A 17574-nucleotide genomic window follows, 5' to 3' on the forward strand; every position below is an offset into this window, starting at 1 on the left:
CGCGCTGTCGGCTCAAGAAGTGGTGCCGGCGCGCTTGGCGAGGCCCTGCCTGACCGTGGCTACCCGTGCCGCATGCACCTTGGCGCCGATCATTGCCGGGTCGGTAGTGCTGCCCGCGATGGACGCTGCATCGACGCCGTGCGCCAGTATGAGCGCTTGGCGGAAGAGCGCCGGTGCCGGATAAGGGGTTTTCGCGAAGCCCAGACGACCATGGAAGTCACAGGCACAGGCTTCGAGCAGCTGCTCGAAGCGTTCGGGGCGGCGCAGGGCGTCGGTGTTTTCGAGCAAGCCGACGATGTCCTCTGCCGCCAATTGTGGACCGCGATGAATGTCGCCGTGATAACGGGCGACCAGTAGCGCCAGATCACGGCACTCGCGCGGCACCCTGAGGCGCGCACAGACCTCGGTCGCCAGTTTGACGCTGCGCGCTTCGTGGTTCGGATGACGCGGCAAATCGGCGTCCGGCGTGGCGCCTTTGCCAAGGTCGTGGAGCAGCGTAGAGAAGCGCACCGGCAGTCCGTAGTGGCGCTGCGCAGACTGATCGACAACCATCATCACATGCACTCCGGTATCGATTTCCGGGTGCATCTCGGCACGCTGCGGTACGCCGTAAAGGCGGTCCAGCTCTGGCAGGAGGCGGGCCAGGGCGCCGCATTCGCGCAGCACCTCGAACATCCGCGACGGCTTGTCTTCCATCAGGCCCCTGGCCAGTTCCTGCCAGACGCGTTCGGCAACCAGATGGTCCAGCTCGCCGTTGGCGACCATTTTTTGCGCCAGCGCCACGGTTTCCGGAGCCACCGTGAAAGCGGCGAAGCGCGCGGCAAAGCGCGCCAGGCGAAGAACTCGCACCGGGTCTTCGACGAAGGCCGGCCCGACATGGCGCAGCACGCGTGCTGCCAGATCGTCGATACCATGGTGGGGGTCGATCAGTACGCCATCGGCGCTCCGCGCGATGGCGTTGATGGTCAAGTCGCGGCGCGCCAGATCCTCGTCCAGGCTGACCTCCGGGGCGGCATGGAAAGCAAAGCCCTGGTAACCGTGGCCGGTCTTGCGTTCCGTTCGCGCCAGCGCGTATTCGGCGTGCGACTGCGGGTGCAGGAAGACCGGGAAATCCTTGCCGACGGGTTTGAAGCCGCGGGCCAGCATTTCCTCGGGCGAGGCGCCGATGACAAGGTAGTCACGATCCTGAACCGGCAAACCGAGCAACTCGTCGCGGATCGCCCCGCCGACCGTGAAAATTTCCATCAGCGCCGTGCTGACGCCAGGCGTCGCGCGCTGGCCTGCTCAGCGACCGGCACGAAGGCGATAGCGGTCGCGGCGAACCTGCCCAATCGCGGCCGGCGACAGATAACTCGGGGCCACGGCTTCAAGTGCCGTTGGCCGCCAATCCGGATAGTCATGGCTACCATCGGTGACGCTGTCGACGTCCATCGAACGCAGGTTGTCCGGCGACATCGGCGGCTTTGGCAGCAGCCACAGCAGGCCGGCTTGCAGGTAAGCCCAGCCACCGTTGCCAAGATCGATGATGCGGCGCGGCTTGCCGACCAAGCGGGCGGTGTACTCGACCAGTTCGCGAAGCGTATAGACCTTCGGACCACAGAGATCGTAAGTCTGGCCAAAAGTGCTGCGCTCGCCGAGGCTGTCGCAGAAGGCTTTCGCCACGTCGTTGACATAAACCGGCTGGAAGCGCGCCGAACCGCCGGCAAGCGGGAAGATCGGGAAAAGCTTCAGCAACTTGGCAAACATGTTGAGGAAGGCGTCGCCCGGCCCAAAAATCACCGACGGTCGAAACACGGTGACGTCCAGCTCGGCCATCGCGGCCTGTGCCACGGCTTCGCCGTCTCCCTTCGAGCGCAGGTATTCCGACACCCCATCGCCTGCGGCATTGAGCGCACTCATATGCACCAGGCGACGCACGCCGCTCTGCTTCATGGCGGCAACGATGCTTTTCGTCAGCTCGACATGCGCGGCGGCGAAGTTCTTGCCGTACGGCAGGCGCGAATCCCGGTCATGGAGGATTCCGACCAGGTTGATGACGGCGTCCTGACCACGCATCAGTTCGACGAGTGCCTGCTGATCGTTCACCTTGGCTTCGACCATCTCGACCGTCGGCAGCATGATCAGTTTCTTGGTGTTGTCACGGTGGCGGGTGGCTATCGTCACCCGTACGCCGCGTTGTGAAAGGCAGCTGGCAATCCAGCCGCCGACAAAGCCACTGCCGCCGATCAACAGCACGTTCGTGAGTTCCATAGCGTCCTACCGGTGAAATGAGTTCGAAAAACCATCATTTTAAGGCAATTACTCGCCCTTGGCGTCGCCACCGGTGCGCGGAGCGATCGTCCCGAGCCGATTCTTGAGCGTTTGCGGTCGGCCATCGAAGAGCGCCGCGTAGTAAACCGAATTGCTCATGACCTTCTTTACGTAGTCCCTGGTTTCGCTGAAAGGAATCGTTTCCGCATAGATCGCACCTTCCAGCGGCACGTCGGCACGCCACCTGCGCGCCCGACCCGGCCCGGCGTTGTAGGCAGCGGAGGCGAGCACCGGGTGATTGTCGAGGTCTTCGAGTACCAGTCGCATGTAGCTGGTACCGAGCAGCAAGTTGGTTTCGGTGTCGTTGACCTGGCCCTGGTGGTAATTCTTGAGGCCGATCTTGCCGGCTACCCATTTGGCGGTGGCCGGCATCAGTTGCATCAGCCCGGAAGCACCGGCACCCGAGCGCGCATTGCTCACGAAGCGACTCTCCTGGCGCATCAGCCCATAGACCCAGGCATCGTCGAGCGCCTGGCTGCGCGCTGCCGGTCGCACCTGATCGCCAAATGGCGCCAGGTAGCGTAGCGAGTAGTCGTGTTCGTTGCGGGTACGGTCGGCGCTGGCAATGGCGCGGTCGTAAATATCGGCGCGCATGGCGATGGTGGACGCGCCGAGCAGTTCCCGGTCGCTCATCTCGCGCAGGGACCAGTTCCATTCCCGGACCGCTTCCGAGCGCAGGTTGAGGCGAAAGAAGAGCAGCGCGCGTTGCACGCCGGGCTTGGCCTGCACCGCCGCCAGCTCATCGAGGCTCGGTGGCGATGCCTGCGGCGGTAGTGCAATGGCCTGGCCGAGATCGTCGCTGGCCAGGTTGCCGTAAAAATCGGGCTGAGCGGCGATTTTCGCGAACTGTGCGTCGGCCTCGGCCAGCCTGCCGCCGGCGCGGTAGGCGCGGCCCAGCCAGTAGACCCAGGCGGATTGCGCGGCCAGTTCCGGTGGCATTGCTTCGATCGTCGAGCGCACGGCACCCCAGTCCTGGACACGCAGCGCCGCGCGCACTTTCCATTCCGCCGCATCATTGGAAAGTGGCGTGTCGCCACCTTTGCGGTACCATTCGATGGCCTCGGGCATGTGGTCCTGCGCCGCCTGGCGGCCGATCTGAGTCCACGCCCAGCCCTGTTCCTCCTTGCTCAGCGAAGGCGCGATCCGCTGCAGTTGCTGTGCCGCCATGCGCGGGTCGTTGCGTGCGATGCGCTGGATGCCGAGGATGGCCAGCTCGCGCTGCATGCGGTTAGCTGAAAAGTCGCTCGGCAAGCGGATCAGCCAGGGCAGCGGCGCGGTGATGATCGTTTGCGCCAGTTTCGTGTCCGGGGTCTGGCTGGGCGGCAGGTAATTCATGCTGTACGCGGCGGCGGTGGTCTTGTTGGCCTCGAACTGGTTGCGGATTCGCGCCCAGACGAGATCGGCGAGGACGCGTTTTTCGAGAATCAGCGCCTCGAGTACCGGGTAGCAGGGTTCCGGAGGTTCGAGCAAGCTCAACCACAGGGGCAAGGCGTCGTCGAGCATGCTCGGGTCGCCCTGAGCCCGCCGGCTCTGCAATGAATAGCAGGCAATGTCTTGCGGCGGTGTCTGCAGCAGACCCGGGAACTCGGCATCAAAAGCCGCCCACTGCTGCTGCTTGCCGGTTTGGCGGAGCCAGTCGGTGCGCAATTTTTCGGCGACATAGCTGTTCGGGTTGCGGTTCAGGAAGGCGGTGACGCTTGCTGGATCGGCTTCCTTCAGGTCGAGAAGAAGCTGCCAGTAATCGACGTAGGATGCCAGTTCGTAATCCTGCAGTGTTGGCGCCAGTTGCTCCAGGCGGGCCTTGTCGCCGTTGCGAGCGGCGCCGCGCGCGGCCAGAAACTGCTCGTCGGCGCTGCTCGCCAAGGCGCCAGGCGGCGCCAGCAGCGAGGCACCGAGGAGGGCCAGAAGGGTGCGCTGAAAGCTGTGGCGGAGGGTGTCGCGAAACTTCATGGTAAGCTGGATTTCTCGAAAATTATCGGTTTTGAGCATATCACATGGCTGCTGGACCAATGCCGGGAATCATCATCGATAGCCTTGACAGCATCGTCGCCGACGAGCGCTTTGCCGCCCGCCGCGCGCTGCGCAAAAGCCTCCTTGAGCGCCGGCTGGCGCTGACTGCGGATGAGTGCGTGCAGCTGTCCTGTCGGGTCCGCACGCATCTGCGTGATGGCTTTCCGCAGCTGTCGGCGCTGGCTGTCGGCTTCTGCTGGCCGCTGCAGAATGAAGCCGACCTCCGACCCTTGATCGACGAATGGGCCAGCGAGGGCAAACCAGGCTTTCGGGCTTTGCTGCCGGTGGTGATCGACGAACGGCGGGCGCTGGCTTTTCGCGCCTGGTCGGCGGGCACGGCGATGTTCGCCGATCGCTATGGCATCCCGACACCGGCCTGCGGCGACTTCCTGATTCCCGAGGTGCTGCTGCTGCCGGTGAATGGCTTTGACGCCGCCGGCTACCGCATTGGTTACGGTGGCGGCTATTTCGACCGCACTCTGGCATCCCTTTCGCCGCGACCGCTGGTGGTGGGGGTGGGATTCGAACTCGCCCGGCTGGACAGCATTTCCCCCGAGCCGCACGACCAGCGACTCGACGCAATGGTGACCGAAGCCGGTGTCTTCCGACCGCTGCGTTAAGCGCGCTGCTGAATCCGGTCCGCGAGCCGCGCCACCACCTCCTTGCCGCGGGCGTCGCCGCGGAGGTTCATGAAGCGGTCGCCGCCCTGGGCAATCTCGAACGGGCATTCAGCATGCGTTCGAGGGCCGCATCCAGCGTCGCGCGCGGGCAGCCGAAATTGAGTCGCAGCCAGCCGGGGAGACCAAAATCCGCGCCATTGGAGAGGCCGACGCCAGCTTCTTCGAAGAAAGCCGTGGCATCGCCGACGCCCAGACCGCGCGCGTCGATCCATGCCAGGTAAGTGGCCTCGACCTGGTTCACGCGCAGGCCCGGGATGTCGCCGAGGACAGCTGTGACGCGATCACGGTTGTCGCGCAGGACGGCGAGCAGCGCCTGCTGCCAGTCGTCGCAGTCGCGATAAGCGGCTTCCATGGCCGCCAGGCCAAGGGCATTCACATGCGGGACGATGCCGCGCATCGTGGCCGTGAAGCGACGCCGTAGCGCGGCGTTCGGGATGACTGCAAAAGCGCAGCCGAGGCCAGGAATATTGTAGGTTTTCGATGGTGCCATCAGGGTGATGCTGCGCTGGGCGAGGTTGGCATCAATCATCGCCAGGGGCCGGTGCCGGCGCTGTTGGTCGAGCAGCAACTGGCAGTGGATTTCGTCCGAGCAGACGATCAGCTGGTGCTCGTTGCAGAAGGCGGCGATTTGCGCCAGCTCGTCGTCGTCCCAGGCGCGTCCCACCGGATTGTGCGGGTGGCAGAGAAGCAGCAGGCGGCTGTTTGGGGTCAGCGCGCGCTGCAAGGCGGCGAAGTCCCAGAGCCAGCGGCCGGCAAGCTGCTGCAGGGCGGCGGTCGCCAGCGCCTTGCCGGACAGGCCGGGTGCCGAGAGGAAGGGGGGGTAGATCGGCGTCGCCGTCAGCACATCGCCGTCGACGGCCCGGCAGGCGACGTTGAGTCCGCTGACCAGGCCCGGCAGCCAGACCAGCCAGTCCGCTTCGACCTGCCAGCCGTAGGCGCGCTGGAGATGTCCGATGACGGCCTCGAGCAGAGCCGGTGTGGCCTCCGCATAGCCGAAACAGCCGTGCGCGACGCGTTTTTCAAGAGCCCTGACAATCGCTGGAGGCGCCGCGAAATCCATGTCCGCAACCCACAAGGGGAGAACGTCGCGGCCAGCGTAGCGGTTCCACTTGAGCGAATCACCGCCGCGCCGGTCGATGACGCCTGCGAAAGCGTCGTGTTTCTCCGGCCGCACGCCGCTCAGACTTCCAGGTCCGCGAAGAGTGCGGTCGACAGGTAGCGCTCGCCGAAGGAGGGGATGATGACCACGGTCAGCTTGCCGGCGTTGTGTGGGCGGCGCGCGACTTCCATCGCCGCCCACACGGCTGCCCCGGACGAAATGCCGACCAGCAGGCCTTCTTCGGTCGCCATCCTGCGGGCGGTGGCAAAAGCGTCTTCGGCGGTGACGCGTAGCACTTCATCGTAGATGGCGGTGTTCAGCACTTTCGGCACGAAGCCGGCACCGATGCCCTGAATCGGATGCGGCCCCTTCGCTCCGCCCGAGAGCACCGGCGAAGCGTCGGGCTCGACGGCGATCACCTGCACGCCCGGCTTCCTCTCCTTGAGCACTTCGCCGACACCGGTAATGGTGCCCCCGGTGCCGACGCCCGAAACGAAGATGTCCACCTTGCCATGTGTGTCGCGCCAGATTTCCTCGGCCGTCGTCGCGCGGTGAATGGCCGGATTGGCCGGATTTTCGAACTGCTGCGGGATGTAGTAGCGCGAATCGGCGGCGGCCATGGCCTCGGCGCGGCTGATGGCGCCGCCCATGCCGTCCGGGCCGGGCGTGAGGACCAGTTCGGCGCCGTAAGCCTTGAGCAGCAGGCGGCGCTCGCGGCTCATCGTCTCCGGCATCACGAAGCAGCATTTGATCCCGCGTGCCGCGCAAACCATCGCCAGACCGATGCCGGTGTTGCCCGAAGTCGGTTCAAGAACGATGGTTTCCGGGTGGATTCGTCCCGCTGCTTGCGCGTCGTCGATCATCGCCATGGCGATACGATCCTTGACGCTGTGCGCCGGATTGCAGAACTCCAGCTTGGCGGCGATGGTGCCTTCGATACCGGCTGTGATGCGGTGGAGTCTGACCAGTGGGGTATTGCCGATCAGGCCGGTGACGTTGTTGACGATGTTCATGGTCATGTGGATGCTCTCCTCGGAAAGTGTCCTGTGTGGACTGGTTCAGGAACCAACAGCGGCATGTGACGGGTCGCTAGCGGTGGCGTCGTCGGCACAGCCTATCATTGCTGCGCGCGTCTGCGGCGCAGAGGCGCACAACTAGCCGAGAAACAGCTTGTAGGCCTGGTTATTGGTCTCGTTCCAGTGCGCGTAGCCGACTTTCTGCAGAAAGTCCTCGAATTCGTTCATTTCGCTTGGCGGCACCTGCATACCGACCAGGACTCGCCCGTAATCGGCGCCGTGGTTGCGGTAATGAAACAGGCTGATGTTCCAGCCGGCGCTCATGCTGTTGAGAAATTTCATCAGCGCGCCGGGGCGCTCGGGAAATTCGAAACGGTAAAGAAGCTCGTTGTTGATGCCTGGTGAGTGGCCGCCCACCAGATGGCGAATGTGCCCCTTGGCCATTTCGTCGTCGGTCAGATCGAGGGCCGGGTAATCGTGTTTGTGCAGCTGTTCGAGCAGCTTTATCGACTCGGCCCGGGAAGAGACCTGGATACCGACGAAGACGTGCGCGTCACGCTGGTCGTTGTAGCGGTAGTTGAATTCGGTGATGTTGTGTGAGCCGATCAGCGCCACGAAGTTTTTGTAGGCGCCGGGCTTCTCGGGCAGAGTGACGGCAAAAACGGCTTCGCGTTGCTCGCCGAGTTCGGCGCGTTCGGCGACAAAGCGCAGACGGTCGAAGTTGAGGTTGGCGCCGGAGGCGATGGCCACCAGCGCCTTGTCTTTCAGCTTGTGTGCTCGGGCGTATGCTTTGGCACCGGCGACCGCCAAAGCGCCCGCCGGTTCGAGCACCGCGCGGGTGTCCTCGAAAGTGTCCTTGATTGCTGCACAAATGGCGTCGGTATTCACCAGGACCATTTCATCGACGTACATCTGGCAGAGGCGGAAGGTCTCTTCGCCGACGTATTTGACCGCCGCCCCATCGGCAAAGAGGCCGACATGGTCGAGCCGGATGCGTTTGCCGGCGGCCAGCGACCGGGTCATGGCGTCGGCGTCGCTGGCTTCAACGCCGATGATCCGGGTTTCCGGCCGGACCCGTTTGATGTAGGCGGCAACGCCCGAAATCAGTCCACCGCCACCGACGCAGCAGAACACGGCATGAATCGGCTTGGCGTGCTGGCGGAGGATCTCCATGCCTATCGTCCCCTGGCCGGCAATCACCTCCGGGTCGTCGAAAGGGTGCACGAAGCTCAGTTTCTCGGATTTCTCGAGTTCGCGAGCATGTGTGAAGGCGTCATCAAACGATTCTCCGATCAGCACCACTTCACCGCCAAGGGCTCGCACTGCCTGGATTTTGATCTGCGGCGTCGTCGTCGGCATGACGATCACCGCCCGACAACCGAGCTTGGCCGCCGCCAGCGCCACGCCTTGCGCATGATTACCGGCCGACGCACAGATCACTCCACGTTTCAGTTTGTCGGCCGAGAGATGAAAGATCTTGTTGTAAGCGCCGCGCAGCTTGAAGGAAAAAACGGGCTGCAGGTCTTCGCGTTTGAGCAGTATCCGGTTACCGGTACGCGCCGACAGGCCGGGTGCAAAATCAAGGGGGGTTTCGCTGGCAACGTCGTAGACCTGGGCGTTGAGTATTCTTTCGAGGTAGTCCATGGGCATTTTTGCGGCGGCGGTGTGCAGCGAGGGAAAACGAGGATTCTAGCAGGTGAAGTGGTCGCCGCTCACTTCGCGGCAGCTGCCTTACCTGCTTCTCCCCCGCCGGAAGAGCGTTACCGCGGCGTCGACCACGCCCTGAACACTGCCGGCATCGGCAAAGTGCTGGCGAAGGAAGCTGGCGTGGTTGCCTTCCGAGCTCACTTCGTGGCGTAGCTGCTCGAGTGCCTCGCTGCTGTTCAGGATCGCGGCATGGGGTTCGAGCCTGGCGAGGGTGGCCAGGATGTCCTGGCGCAGCAGCTGACTGTCGTGGCTCTTGGGATGGACCAGCACGCCATCGAGGCCGAAGCGGCAGGCCTGAAAGCGGTTGTAGTTGTAGACCAGATAATCGTCCTCGACGGGTGGCGCTTCGTCGCGTTGCAGGAGCATGCGGCAGAGCGCCTGCAGGTAGGCGGCGAGCGCCGCCGCTCGGTCAACGGTGAGCGGCGTATCGCAGACGCGCAGCTCGATCGTGCCGTACTCCGGTTTTGGGCGGATATCCCAGTAGAAGTCCTTGATGTGCTTGACGACGCCGGTGGTTTCCATTTTTGCAAAGTACCGATGCTCGAACTCGTGCCAGTCGAGCAGCAAGGGTGCGCGGCCGCTCAAGGGGAAGGCAAAGACCGAATTCAGGCGTGCCGAGTCGAATTGCGTGTCGACTCCCTGGAAAAAAGGTGAGGACGCCGACAGGGCGATGAAGTGCGGCACGTAGCGGTTCAATGAATGGAGCAGGTAGAGCGCTTCGTTGGCGCTCGTACAGCCAATGTGAATGTGTTGTCCGAAGACGGTGAACTGCTTGGCAAGATAACCGTAGAGCGTGGATAGCTGATTGAAGCGCGGATTGGGAAAAATGCGCCGCTGCGACCAGCGCTGGAAGGGATGCGTGCCACCGCCGCAGACGGCAACGTTGAGGCGGTCACCGCTGCGCACCAAGGCGTCGCGGATGTCGCGCAGTTGTGCCAACAGCTCGGCGTGCTGGTGATGAATGGCGGTCGAGATTTCGATCATGCTTTGCGTAATCTCGGGCTTGACGTCGCCGGGGAAAGTGCGGTGGCCGAGCAGGTGGAGGAGATCGCTGGCCGAGCCTGAGAGGTCGAAGTCGGTCCAGTTGACCAATTGCAGTTCGAGCTCGATTCCCATGCTCAGGGATGCGCTGGGCTTGAAGGGGTCGAGAGGCATGTTCAGCGGCCCTCTGGCTGATGCGTTTCACCAGCCCAGACCAGTGCCCGGCGGGTAACGACCGGGCCAATCACTTCCAGCAGCAGGACGATCGCCGCCAGGCCGGCCACCTGATCGAGTGCGTAGAGCTTGAGGTGTCGGGTCTGTTCGAGGAGGACGATGACCAGGCCGGACATCGGCGTCATTGCCAGGCCGGTCAGCGCGCCTTTCCGCCAACTGACGCCGCTGAGATGCGCGAAGACGGTGGTGGCTGCCATCTTGACCGTCAGACGCACGGCGATGACGGCCAATGCCAGGGTGAGTCCGTTGCGTACCTGCTGCCAGTCGAGCGAGGCGGTAATAAAAACGAATAACAGCACGGTCAGCAGGTCGCCCAGGGTGCCGAAGTTGCGCTGCGCCTGCGAGAGAATCGCGCGCCGGTGTCGAGCGACCAGTCCGAAGGCCAGCGCCGCCAGCAGCGGCGAGAACTTGAAGGCGTGCGTGACAGCCGTCAGTAGCAAGGCAGCGGCGGCAAAGGCGACGGTGGCATTGCGGTCGATGTTGCCGAGTTGGCGGAGCAGCGCGGGAACGGCAACGCCGAAGGTGGCGCCGATGGCGACCGATACGCCAATCACTACCAGGGTGTTCCAGGCTGCTTCGAAGGCGCTGCCGGCGCTGGCCAGCACCCAGTAGCCGACAACGGCCTTGAAGATGAACAGAGTGAGCAGGCAGTTGCAGGCGGTGAGATGGAACAGGCGCTCGGTGACCTGGCCGGAGCTTTGCAGTTCGTTGGCCACCCGTAGCACGGCTGCCGGCGAGGTGGCCATGGCCAGGGCGGCGAGAAGCAGTGACGGCACCATTGGCAAGGCAAAAGCTTGCGCGAGCATGAACACCGCCGCAAAACAGCCGCTCGCCTCGACAACGCCGGTGATTGCCAGCCACGGGTTGACCCGCAGCCAGCGCAGATTGATGCGATAGCCAAGCTCGAACAGGATCAGTCCGAACGTGAAATGAGCCAGGAGAGCGATCGGCGTTCCCGAAGGGTTGTCGAGAAATCCCCCCTGGCTGGCGGCCATCACGAAGCCGGCGATGCCATAACTGCTGATCCGCGGCAGCGCTAGCCAGCGGTAAGCCAGTTCGCCGACCGTCCAGGCGATGGCGATCGCCGCCGGCCAGGCAATGCTGGCCAGGAGGTCGAGCAGTGTTTCGTGAATCAAGCCGGCCGGTCCCGCCGCCGGCAAAGTCCAGGCCCGTTGGCGAAAGCAGTCGCCCGACAAGTGTTCCTGCACATGCGCCCTCCCAAGCTGATGGCGACAGGATACCGGAGGAAGCGGCAGGCCGTGCGACTGGTTCGAGCGGAAAGCTCGCCTGCCCGGCGGCCATCGCTGTTGCACTGCAATAAGCTAGAATTCGCGCTTTGCTGCTAGCAGAGAGTATCAATGAACGCACGCCTGCGCGAGATCCCCTACAACTACACCTCTTTTTCCGACCGCGAGATTGTCATTCGTCTGCTCGGCGCGGAAAACTGGGCCTTGCTCGACCAGTTGCGCGCCGAACGCGTTACCGGTCGCTCGGCGCGGATGCTCTATGAGGTGCTCGGCGATATCTGGGTGGTACAGCGCAATCCCTACCTGGAGGACGATCTCCTCGCCAGTCGCGAGCGGCGAGTGGCGCTCATCGCTGCGCTTCGCCATCGTTTGTGCGAGATCGAGAAGCGTCGCCAGGGCAATGAACGCGTGCAGCAACTGATCGTCGCCGCCGCGGCGGCGGTTGACGCTTTCGAGCACCATTTCGACGCTACGGCCAGGCTGCGCAGCAAGGTCAGAAAAGCCCTGTCCAGGCATACGCGCCGCGACAATATCGCTTTCGACGGCCTGGCGCGCGTCTCGCACGTCACCGATGCCACCGACTGGCGCATCGAATACCCGTTCGTGGTGCTCAATCCGGACAGCGAGGAAGAGATCGGCGCCCTGGTGCGTGCCTGCATCAAACTTGGGCTGACCATCATTCCGCGCGGTGGCGGTACCGGTTACACCGGCGGTGCGATTCCGCTGACGCCGTTGGCGGCGGTGATCAACACCGAGAAGTTGATGAACATCGGTGCTGTCGAGGAAATGCGCCTGCCCGGATGTGATCGCCCCTACGCAACGATCCGTACCGGTGCCGGGGTGGTCACGGCTCGCGTCGCGGAAGCCGCGACGGCTGCCGGGCGGGTGTTCGCGGTCGACCCCACTTCGGCAGATGCCTCGTGCATCGGCGGCAACGTGGCGATGAACGCTGGCGGCAAGAAGGCGGTGCTGTGGGGAACGGCGGTGGACAATCTGGCCTGGTGGAAGATGGTCGACCCCAGTGGTCATCTGATGGAAGTGACGCGCATCGGCCACAACTTCGGCAAGATCCACGAACAGGAGACGGTGCGCTTCGAGATCAGGCGTTTTCGCAAGGATGGCACGACGCTCTATGGCGAGCCCGAAATGCTGGCGATTCCCGGCTCAAGCTTTCGCAAGGCGGGTCTCGGCAAGGACGTCACCGACAAGTTTCTGGCCGGCCTGCCCGGCGTGCAGAAGGAGGGCACGGACGGCCTGATCGTCGCCGCGCGCTGGGTCCTGCACCGCATGCCGCAACATGCACGTACCGTCTGCCTCGAGTTTTTCGGCCAGGTGCGCGAGGCGGTGCCGGCGATTGTCGAGATTACCGATCATTTTTCGCCTGGGGGCGACGGCAAGGAGGCCGGGGTTCTGCTCGCCGGACTCGAACACCTCGACGAGCGCTATCTGCGCGCCGTCGGCTACGCGACCAAGGCCAAGCGCAAAGCGGAAAACGCCGGGCGTCCGAAAATGGTGCTCATCGGGGATCTGGTTGGTGACGATGAGTCGGCGGTGATGAGCGCCGCGTCGGAAGTGGTGCGCCTGTGCAATCTGCGCGGCGCCGAAGGCTTCATCGCCGTCGACGCCGAAACGCGCAAGAAATTCTGGCTTGATCGCTCGCGTACCGCCGCCATTTCACGCCATACCAACGCTTTCAAGCTCAACGAGGACGTGGTGATTCCGCTGCTGCGGATGGGCGAATACTGTGACGGCATCGAGCGCATCAACATCGAGCTGTCGATCGGCAACAAGCTGGCCCTTTGCGACGCCCTGAGCGAATTCCTGCAGGGCGACCTGCCCCTGCACCGTGGCGACGCCGACCTCGACAAGGAGCTGTTGATCGGCGAACGTCGAGCCGCCGCGCTGGAAACGGTGGCCAGCGTACGCACCCGCTGGCAGTGGTTGCTCGACAGCCTCGACCAGCCGCTGCACGAGGCCGAAGCGCAGTTCGCCACACGTGGACTCAGCAGTGGCGAGTTGAAGAATCGGGCGCCCAGGCCGACGCTTTTTCATCGCTTGCAGGACTACTCGCTGCGCGTGTCGTGGAAGAGCGAGCTCAAGCCGCAGCTCGAAGACATTTTCGACGGCGTCATTTACCGACCGGTCGTCGAACGTATCGCCGCGATTCAGCAGCAGACATTGCGCAGCCGCCTGTTTGTCGCTCTGCACATGCACGCCGGTGACGGCAACGTGCACACCAATATTCCGGTGAACTCCGACAACTACGAGATGCTGCAGACAGCGTATGCCGTGGTCGAGCGGATCATGGCGCTGGCGCGGGCGCTCGATGGCGTTGTCTCGGGCGAGCACGGCATTGGCATCACCAAGCTGGAATTCCTCAGCGATGAGGAAATCCAGCCTTTTCGCGACTACAAGGCCCGGGTTGATCCCGAAGGCCGCTTCAACAAGGGCAAGCTGCTGCCGGGCGGCGATCTGAGCAAGGCCTACACGCCGTCGTTCTCGCTGCTCGGCACCGAGTCTCTGATCATGGAGCAGTCGGAAATCGGCCACATTTCGGCGATGGTCAAGGACTGCCTGCGCTGCGGCAAGTGCAAGCCGGTCTGTTCGACGCACGTTCCGCGCGCCAACCTTCTCTACTCGCCGCGCAACAAGATCCTTGCCACCTCTTTGCTGATCGAAGCTTTTCTCTACGAGGAGCAGACTCGGCGCGGCGTTTCGCTGCGCCATTTCGACGAATTCAACGACGTTGCCGATCACTGCACGATCTGCCACAAGTGCCTGACGCCGTGCCCGGTCGATATCGATTTCGGCGATGTCTCGATCCGCATGCGCAATCTGCTGCGCGAGCAGGGCAAGAAGAAATTCGTGCCGGCGAAAGCGGCGGCCATGGCTTTCCTGACGATCAAGGATCCGGCGACCATCAAGCTGGTGCGCAAGCTGATGATCGACTGGGGATATCGGGCGCAGCGCCTGGCTTACCGGGCGGCGAAGTCGCTGGGTCTGATCCAGGCGCAAACGCGGCAACCGCCGGCGACGCTCGGTTCGCCGACACTTCGGTCGCAGATCATCCACTTCATCAACAAACCGATGCCGGGTGGGCTTCCCAAACGCACGGCGCGTGCGCTGCTTGACATCGAGGACGACAAGATCGTCCCGATCATCCGCGATCCGCAAAAAGTCAGCGCCCCGGATTATGACGGCGATGCGGTTTTTTATTTCCCGGGTTGCGGCTCTGAGCGCCTGTTTTCCCAGGTGGCCCTGGCCACGCAGGCGATGCTCTACGAGATCGGCGCGCAAACCGTGCTGCCACCCGGTTACCTCTGCTGTGGCTATCCACAGACGGCAGCCGGCGAGGCCGACCAGGGGCAGCGGATCACCACCGACAACCGGGTGCTTTTCCATCGCGTCGCCAACACCTTGAATTATCTGGATATCAAGACCGTCATCGTTTCCTGTGGCACCTGTATGGACCAGCTCGAAAAATACCACTTCGAGCAGATCTTTCCCGGTTGCCGCCTGCTCGATATCCACGAGTATCTGCTCGAAAAAGGCGTCTGCCTCGACGGCGTCAGCGGCAGTCGCTACCTGTATCACGACCCCTGTCACATGCCGATGCGCACCATGCCCGGCATCAAGGTGGTCAACAGGCTGATGGCGCAACCGGTCGAGCTTTCGACGCGTTGCTGTGGCGAGTCGGGAACCCTGGCCGTGACGCGTCCGGACGTGTCCACACAAGTGCGCTTCCGCAAGCAGGAGGAGATCGCCAACGGCGTCGAACGGCAGCGGGCGGATGGCTTTAGCGGTCCGATCAAGGTGCTTACCTCCTGCCCCTCTTGCCTGCAAGGTTTGTCCCGCTACAACGATGACAGCGGCACAGAGGCCGACTACATCGTTGTCGAAATGGTCAAGCGCCTGCTTGGCGACGACTGGCTGGCGCGCTACGTCGGCCAGGCCAACAACGGCGGTATCGAGCGGGTGCTGCTTTGATGTGAAAGTCGCGCAAACGACTCACGAAACTCCCTCTCCTTGCGGGAGAAGGGCCGGGAGGGGCGGTCATGACTTTCATGATCGAGGTATCTTGACATGTCATGACCGTTAGCGCGCAGGCGATAAACGCCTTGCGTGGCCCACTTCGGTGCCTTGGCGAAAACTTTCGGTATAGAATGCCCGCCACATCGCGGCTGCCAGGATCGATGATGCTCTCTCGCTCCTGCGGCTGCTTATTTCGGTCCCTGATCCTCGCGCATAGCCCCCTGGCCGGTCGCTTGGCGATGCTCGTGGCGGGTCTCAAGAACGCTGGTGGCCAGTATCGAAAAAAACTCGGGTTCTTCGTCGCTTTCCACCGACTCGCGAGGCGCGCGCATGTTTGGGCGTTTCGCACCGGCGCTGTATGTCCTCGGCGTGCTGGTTACCGGCTTCGGTTTCCTGATGCTGATTCCGCTCGCCATCTCGTGGCTGACGGCCGATGGCGCGCAAGGCGCGTACGACGAAGCGGTGCTGATCACCGTCCTCAGCGGCGTTCTGCTGTCGTTTTCGATAGGCAGGCAGCAGCGCGAGATGCGGGTGCGCGAGAGCTTCCTGCTGGTCGCCTTGATCTGGGTATTGCTGCCGGCTTTCGGTGCGCTACCCCTGTATCTGCACATCGACGGACTGACCTGGACGGACGCCTACTTCGAAGCCGTTTCGGGCCTCACGGCGACCGGTGCGACGGCCTTGTCCGGACTTGATCAACTGCCCTTGTCGATCAACTTCTGGCGTACCTTCATGCACTGGGTCGGCGGCCTTGGCGTTGTCGTGCTCGCTGTCGCCATTTTGCCTTTGCTCGGTTTCGGCGGCCGCGGCATGCTCAAGGCCGAAACCCCTGGTCCGATGAAGGATTCCAAGATCACGCCGCGCATCACCGAGACGGCCAAGGGCCTGTGGGTCGTCTACGTGATCCTTACCGCTGCCTGCGCCGGCAGTCTGTATTTCCTGGGCATGGACGGCTGGGACGCGTTGATGCACGCCTTCTCGGTGATGGGCCTCGGTGGTTTTTCCAGCAAGGATGCCAGTCTCGGTCACTTCGACAGTCTCGATATCGAACTGGTGGTCATCTTTTTCGCCCTGCTCGCCGGCATCAACTTCAGCACCCACTTCCTGGCCTTCTCGCAGCGATCGCTGCGTGCCTATCTGGCCGACATCGAGGCGCACTATTTCCTGGGCATTCTGGCGCTGAGCATCCTGGCGCTTTCGGTCTACCTCTGGCCGGAGGCGATCTACGCGGATTTCCTGACGACCCTGCGCTACGTCGCTTTCCACTCGGTATCCCTGGCCACTTCGCTCGGCTTCGCGACCACCGATTACGTGCAGTGGCCCCTGTTCGGGCAACTGTGGATCCTCTTTCTGGGCAGCTTCGTCGCCTGCTCGGGCTCGGCCGGCGGCGGTATCAAGATGATGCGCGCGGTCGTGCTCTACAAGCAGGTGTCGCGCGAACTGACTCGGGCCATGCACCCGCGCGGCCTGCAGACGGTGCGCTTCGGCGCGACGGTCATTCCGGACCAGGTGCTGCACGCCATCCTTGGCTTCATGTTCATCTACGTGGTCAGCATCGTCGTGATGACGCTACTGATGGTCGCCACGCGACTGGACATCATCACCGCCTTCTCCGCCGTCGTCGCCTGCTTGAACAACACCGGTCCTGGACTGAATCTCGTCGGCCCGGCCTCGACCTACGCCGTGCTGACCGACTTGCAGACCTGGGTGTGCACCTGGGCCATGCTTCTCGGACGCCTCGAGATTTTCACTCTGCTGGTTCTGCTGACGCCTGGCTTCTGGCGGAGTTAGGCCCGTCGTCGTCTGCCCTTTGCGCAGCGGCGACTGCTGCCGCTAGCGCGCGACCGCGCGACCCCACGACAGCCTGTGCGCAAGCCTGACTTTCCAGTGTGGTGTCAGCTTCCAGTAAGAATCGACATCAATAATCGCCCCGGTGGTTCCCTTGGAGGCTTCGGGGGCCGCTCAATCGATCAAAAAAATTGGAGGAGGTAATCATGGAGGACAGTGGAAAGGCCTACTGGTCGGCGACCCTCGGGTTGTTAACCAAGATCCTGATAGTATGGTTCCTGGTCTCATTCGGCGCGGGCATCCTGTTCGCACCCGCACTCAATAGCATCCATCTGGGTGGCTATCCCCTGGGCTTCTGGTTTGCCCAACAGGGAGCGATGTACATATTCATCGCGCTGATCTTCTACTACCGGAAGAAGATGGGCGAAATCGACCGTCAATTCGACGTTCACGAAGAATAAGGGGCCAAC

12 protein-coding genes are annotated in these 17574 nt (G+C 63.2%); 4 read left to right on the forward strand and 8 right to left on the reverse strand.

The window, feature by feature from the left end; genetic code table 11:
• Positions 1-12: 12 nt before the first annotated feature.
• From V5B40_RS01295 to V5B40_RS01305, 3 genes are read right to left on the reverse strand one after another with little or no spacing between them, the layout of a single operon-like run.
• The gene (locus V5B40_RS01295; RefSeq protein ID WP_332352762.1) at positions 13-1245 is read right to left on the reverse strand and encodes a multifunctional CCA addition/repair protein; all 1233 of its coding nucleotides are present in this window, start codon (positions 1243-1245) and stop codon (positions 13-15) included.
• Positions 1246-1284: 39 nt separating this feature from the next.
• A complete protein-coding gene (locus V5B40_RS01300; protein ID WP_332352763.1) occupies positions 1285-2250 on the reverse strand; it encodes a complex I NDUFA9 subunit family protein in 966 nt (321 codons plus the stop codon).
• Positions 2251-2298: 48 nt separating this feature from the next.
• Positions 2299-4299 carry a lytic transglycosylase domain-containing protein gene (locus V5B40_RS01305; RefSeq protein WP_332352764.1) on the reverse strand — a complete coding sequence of 667 codons (2001 nt, stop codon included), beginning with the start codon at positions 4297-4299 and terminating at the stop codon, positions 2299-2301.
• 5 nt (positions 4300-4304) lie between these two features.
• Here V5B40_RS01305 and V5B40_RS01310 point away from each other — a divergent pair, with 5 nt between their 5' ends.
• A complete protein-coding gene (locus V5B40_RS01310) occupies positions 4305-4940 on the forward strand; it encodes a 5-formyltetrahydrofolate cyclo-ligase (protein ID WP_332352765.1) in 636 nt (211 codons plus the stop codon).
• 67 nt (positions 4941-5007) lie between these two features.
• Here the strand turns inward: V5B40_RS01310 and V5B40_RS01315 are convergent, their stop codons facing one another.
• From V5B40_RS01315 to V5B40_RS01335, 5 genes are all read right to left on the reverse strand, one after another.
• The gene (locus tag V5B40_RS01315; protein WP_332352766.1) at positions 5008-6174 is read right to left on the reverse strand and encodes a MalY/PatB family protein; all 1167 of its coding nucleotides are present in this window, start codon (positions 6172-6174) and stop codon (positions 5008-5010) included.
• 5 nt (positions 6175-6179) lie between these two features.
• Complete coding sequence (cysK, locus tag V5B40_RS01320) at positions 6180-7112, reverse strand: cysteine synthase A (RefSeq protein ID WP_332353230.1); 933 nt, start codon at positions 7110-7112, stop codon at positions 6180-6182.
• 141 nt (positions 7113-7253) lie between these two features.
• Positions 7254-8786, reverse strand: coding sequence for a threonine ammonia-lyase, biosynthetic (gene ilvA / locus V5B40_RS01325; RefSeq protein ID WP_332353231.1), 1533 nt, complete (start codon positions 8784-8786; stop codon positions 7254-7256).
• A 60-nt stretch (positions 8787-8846) separates the two neighbouring features.
• On the reverse strand, positions 8847-9977 hold the full coding sequence (locus V5B40_RS01330; protein ID WP_332352767.1) for a YbdK family carboxylate-amine ligase: 1131 nt from the start codon (positions 9975-9977) through the stop codon (positions 8847-8849).
• 2 nt (positions 9978-9979) lie between these two features.
• Positions 9980-11245: a cation:proton antiporter gene (locus tag V5B40_RS01335; RefSeq protein WP_332352768.1), complete on the reverse strand. Its 1266-nt coding sequence runs from the start codon at positions 11243-11245 to the stop codon at positions 9980-9982.
• A gap of 150 nt (positions 11246-11395) precedes the next feature.
• Here V5B40_RS01335 and V5B40_RS01340 point away from each other — a divergent pair, with 150 nt between their 5' ends.
• The 3 genes from V5B40_RS01340 to V5B40_RS01350 all read left to right on the forward strand — a co-directional run bounded on the left by V5B40_RS01340 (position 11396) and on the right by V5B40_RS01350 (position 17565).
• Positions 11396-15271 carry a DUF3683 domain-containing protein gene (locus V5B40_RS01340; protein WP_332352769.1) on the forward strand — a complete coding sequence of 1292 codons (3876 nt, stop codon included), beginning with the start codon at positions 11396-11398 and terminating at the stop codon, positions 15269-15271.
• A 375-nt stretch (positions 15272-15646) separates the two neighbouring features.
• Positions 15647-17107 carry a TrkH family potassium uptake protein gene (locus V5B40_RS01345; protein WP_332352770.1) on the forward strand — a complete coding sequence of 487 codons (1461 nt, stop codon included), beginning with the start codon at positions 15647-15649 and terminating at the stop codon, positions 17105-17107.
• 203 nt (positions 17108-17310) lie between these two features.
• Entirely contained in the window at positions 17311-17565 is a 255-nt protein-coding gene (locus tag V5B40_RS01350) for a DUF4212 domain-containing protein (RefSeq protein ID WP_291996609.1), read from the forward strand.
• Positions 17566-17574 lie beyond the last annotated feature (9 nt).

It is taken from the genome of Candidatus Accumulibacter meliphilus (genome assembly GCF_036625345.1).
GTDB classification, from domain to species: Bacteria; Pseudomonadota; Gammaproteobacteria; order Burkholderiales; family Rhodocyclaceae; genus Accumulibacter; species Accumulibacter meliphilus.

Coding starts and splice junctions, on each gene's coding strand:
- V5B40_RS01295 (WP_332352762.1), bottom strand. CDS start 1,245: ATGGAAATTTTCACGGTCGGCGGGGCGATCCGCGACGAGTTGCTCGGT.
- V5B40_RS01300 (WP_332352763.1), bottom strand. CDS start 2,250: ATGGAACTCACGAACGTGCTGTTGATCGGCGGCAGTGGCTTTGTCGGC.
- V5B40_RS01305 (WP_332352764.1), bottom strand. CDS start 4,299: ATGCTCAAAACCGATAATTTTCGAGAAATCCAGCTTACCATGAAGTTT.
- V5B40_RS01310 (WP_332352765.1), top strand. CDS start 4,305: ATGGCTGCTGGACCAATGCCGGGAATCATCATCGATAGCCTTGACAGC.
- cysK (WP_332353230.1), bottom strand. CDS start 7,112: ATGAACATCGTCAACAACGTCACCGGCCTGATCGGCAATACCCCACTG.
- V5B40_RS01330 (WP_332352767.1), bottom strand. CDS start 9,977: ATGCCTCTCGACCCCTTCAAGCCCAGCGCATCCCTGAGCATGGGAATC.
- V5B40_RS01340 (WP_332352769.1), top strand. CDS start 11,396: ATGAACGCACGCCTGCGCGAGATCCCCTACAACTACACCTCTTTTTCC.
- V5B40_RS01345 (WP_332352770.1), top strand. CDS start 15,647: ATGTTTGGGCGTTTCGCACCGGCGCTGTATGTCCTCGGCGTGCTGGTT.
- V5B40_RS01350 (WP_291996609.1), top strand. CDS start 17,311: ATGGAGGACAGTGGAAAGGCCTACTGGTCGGCGACCCTCGGGTTGTTA.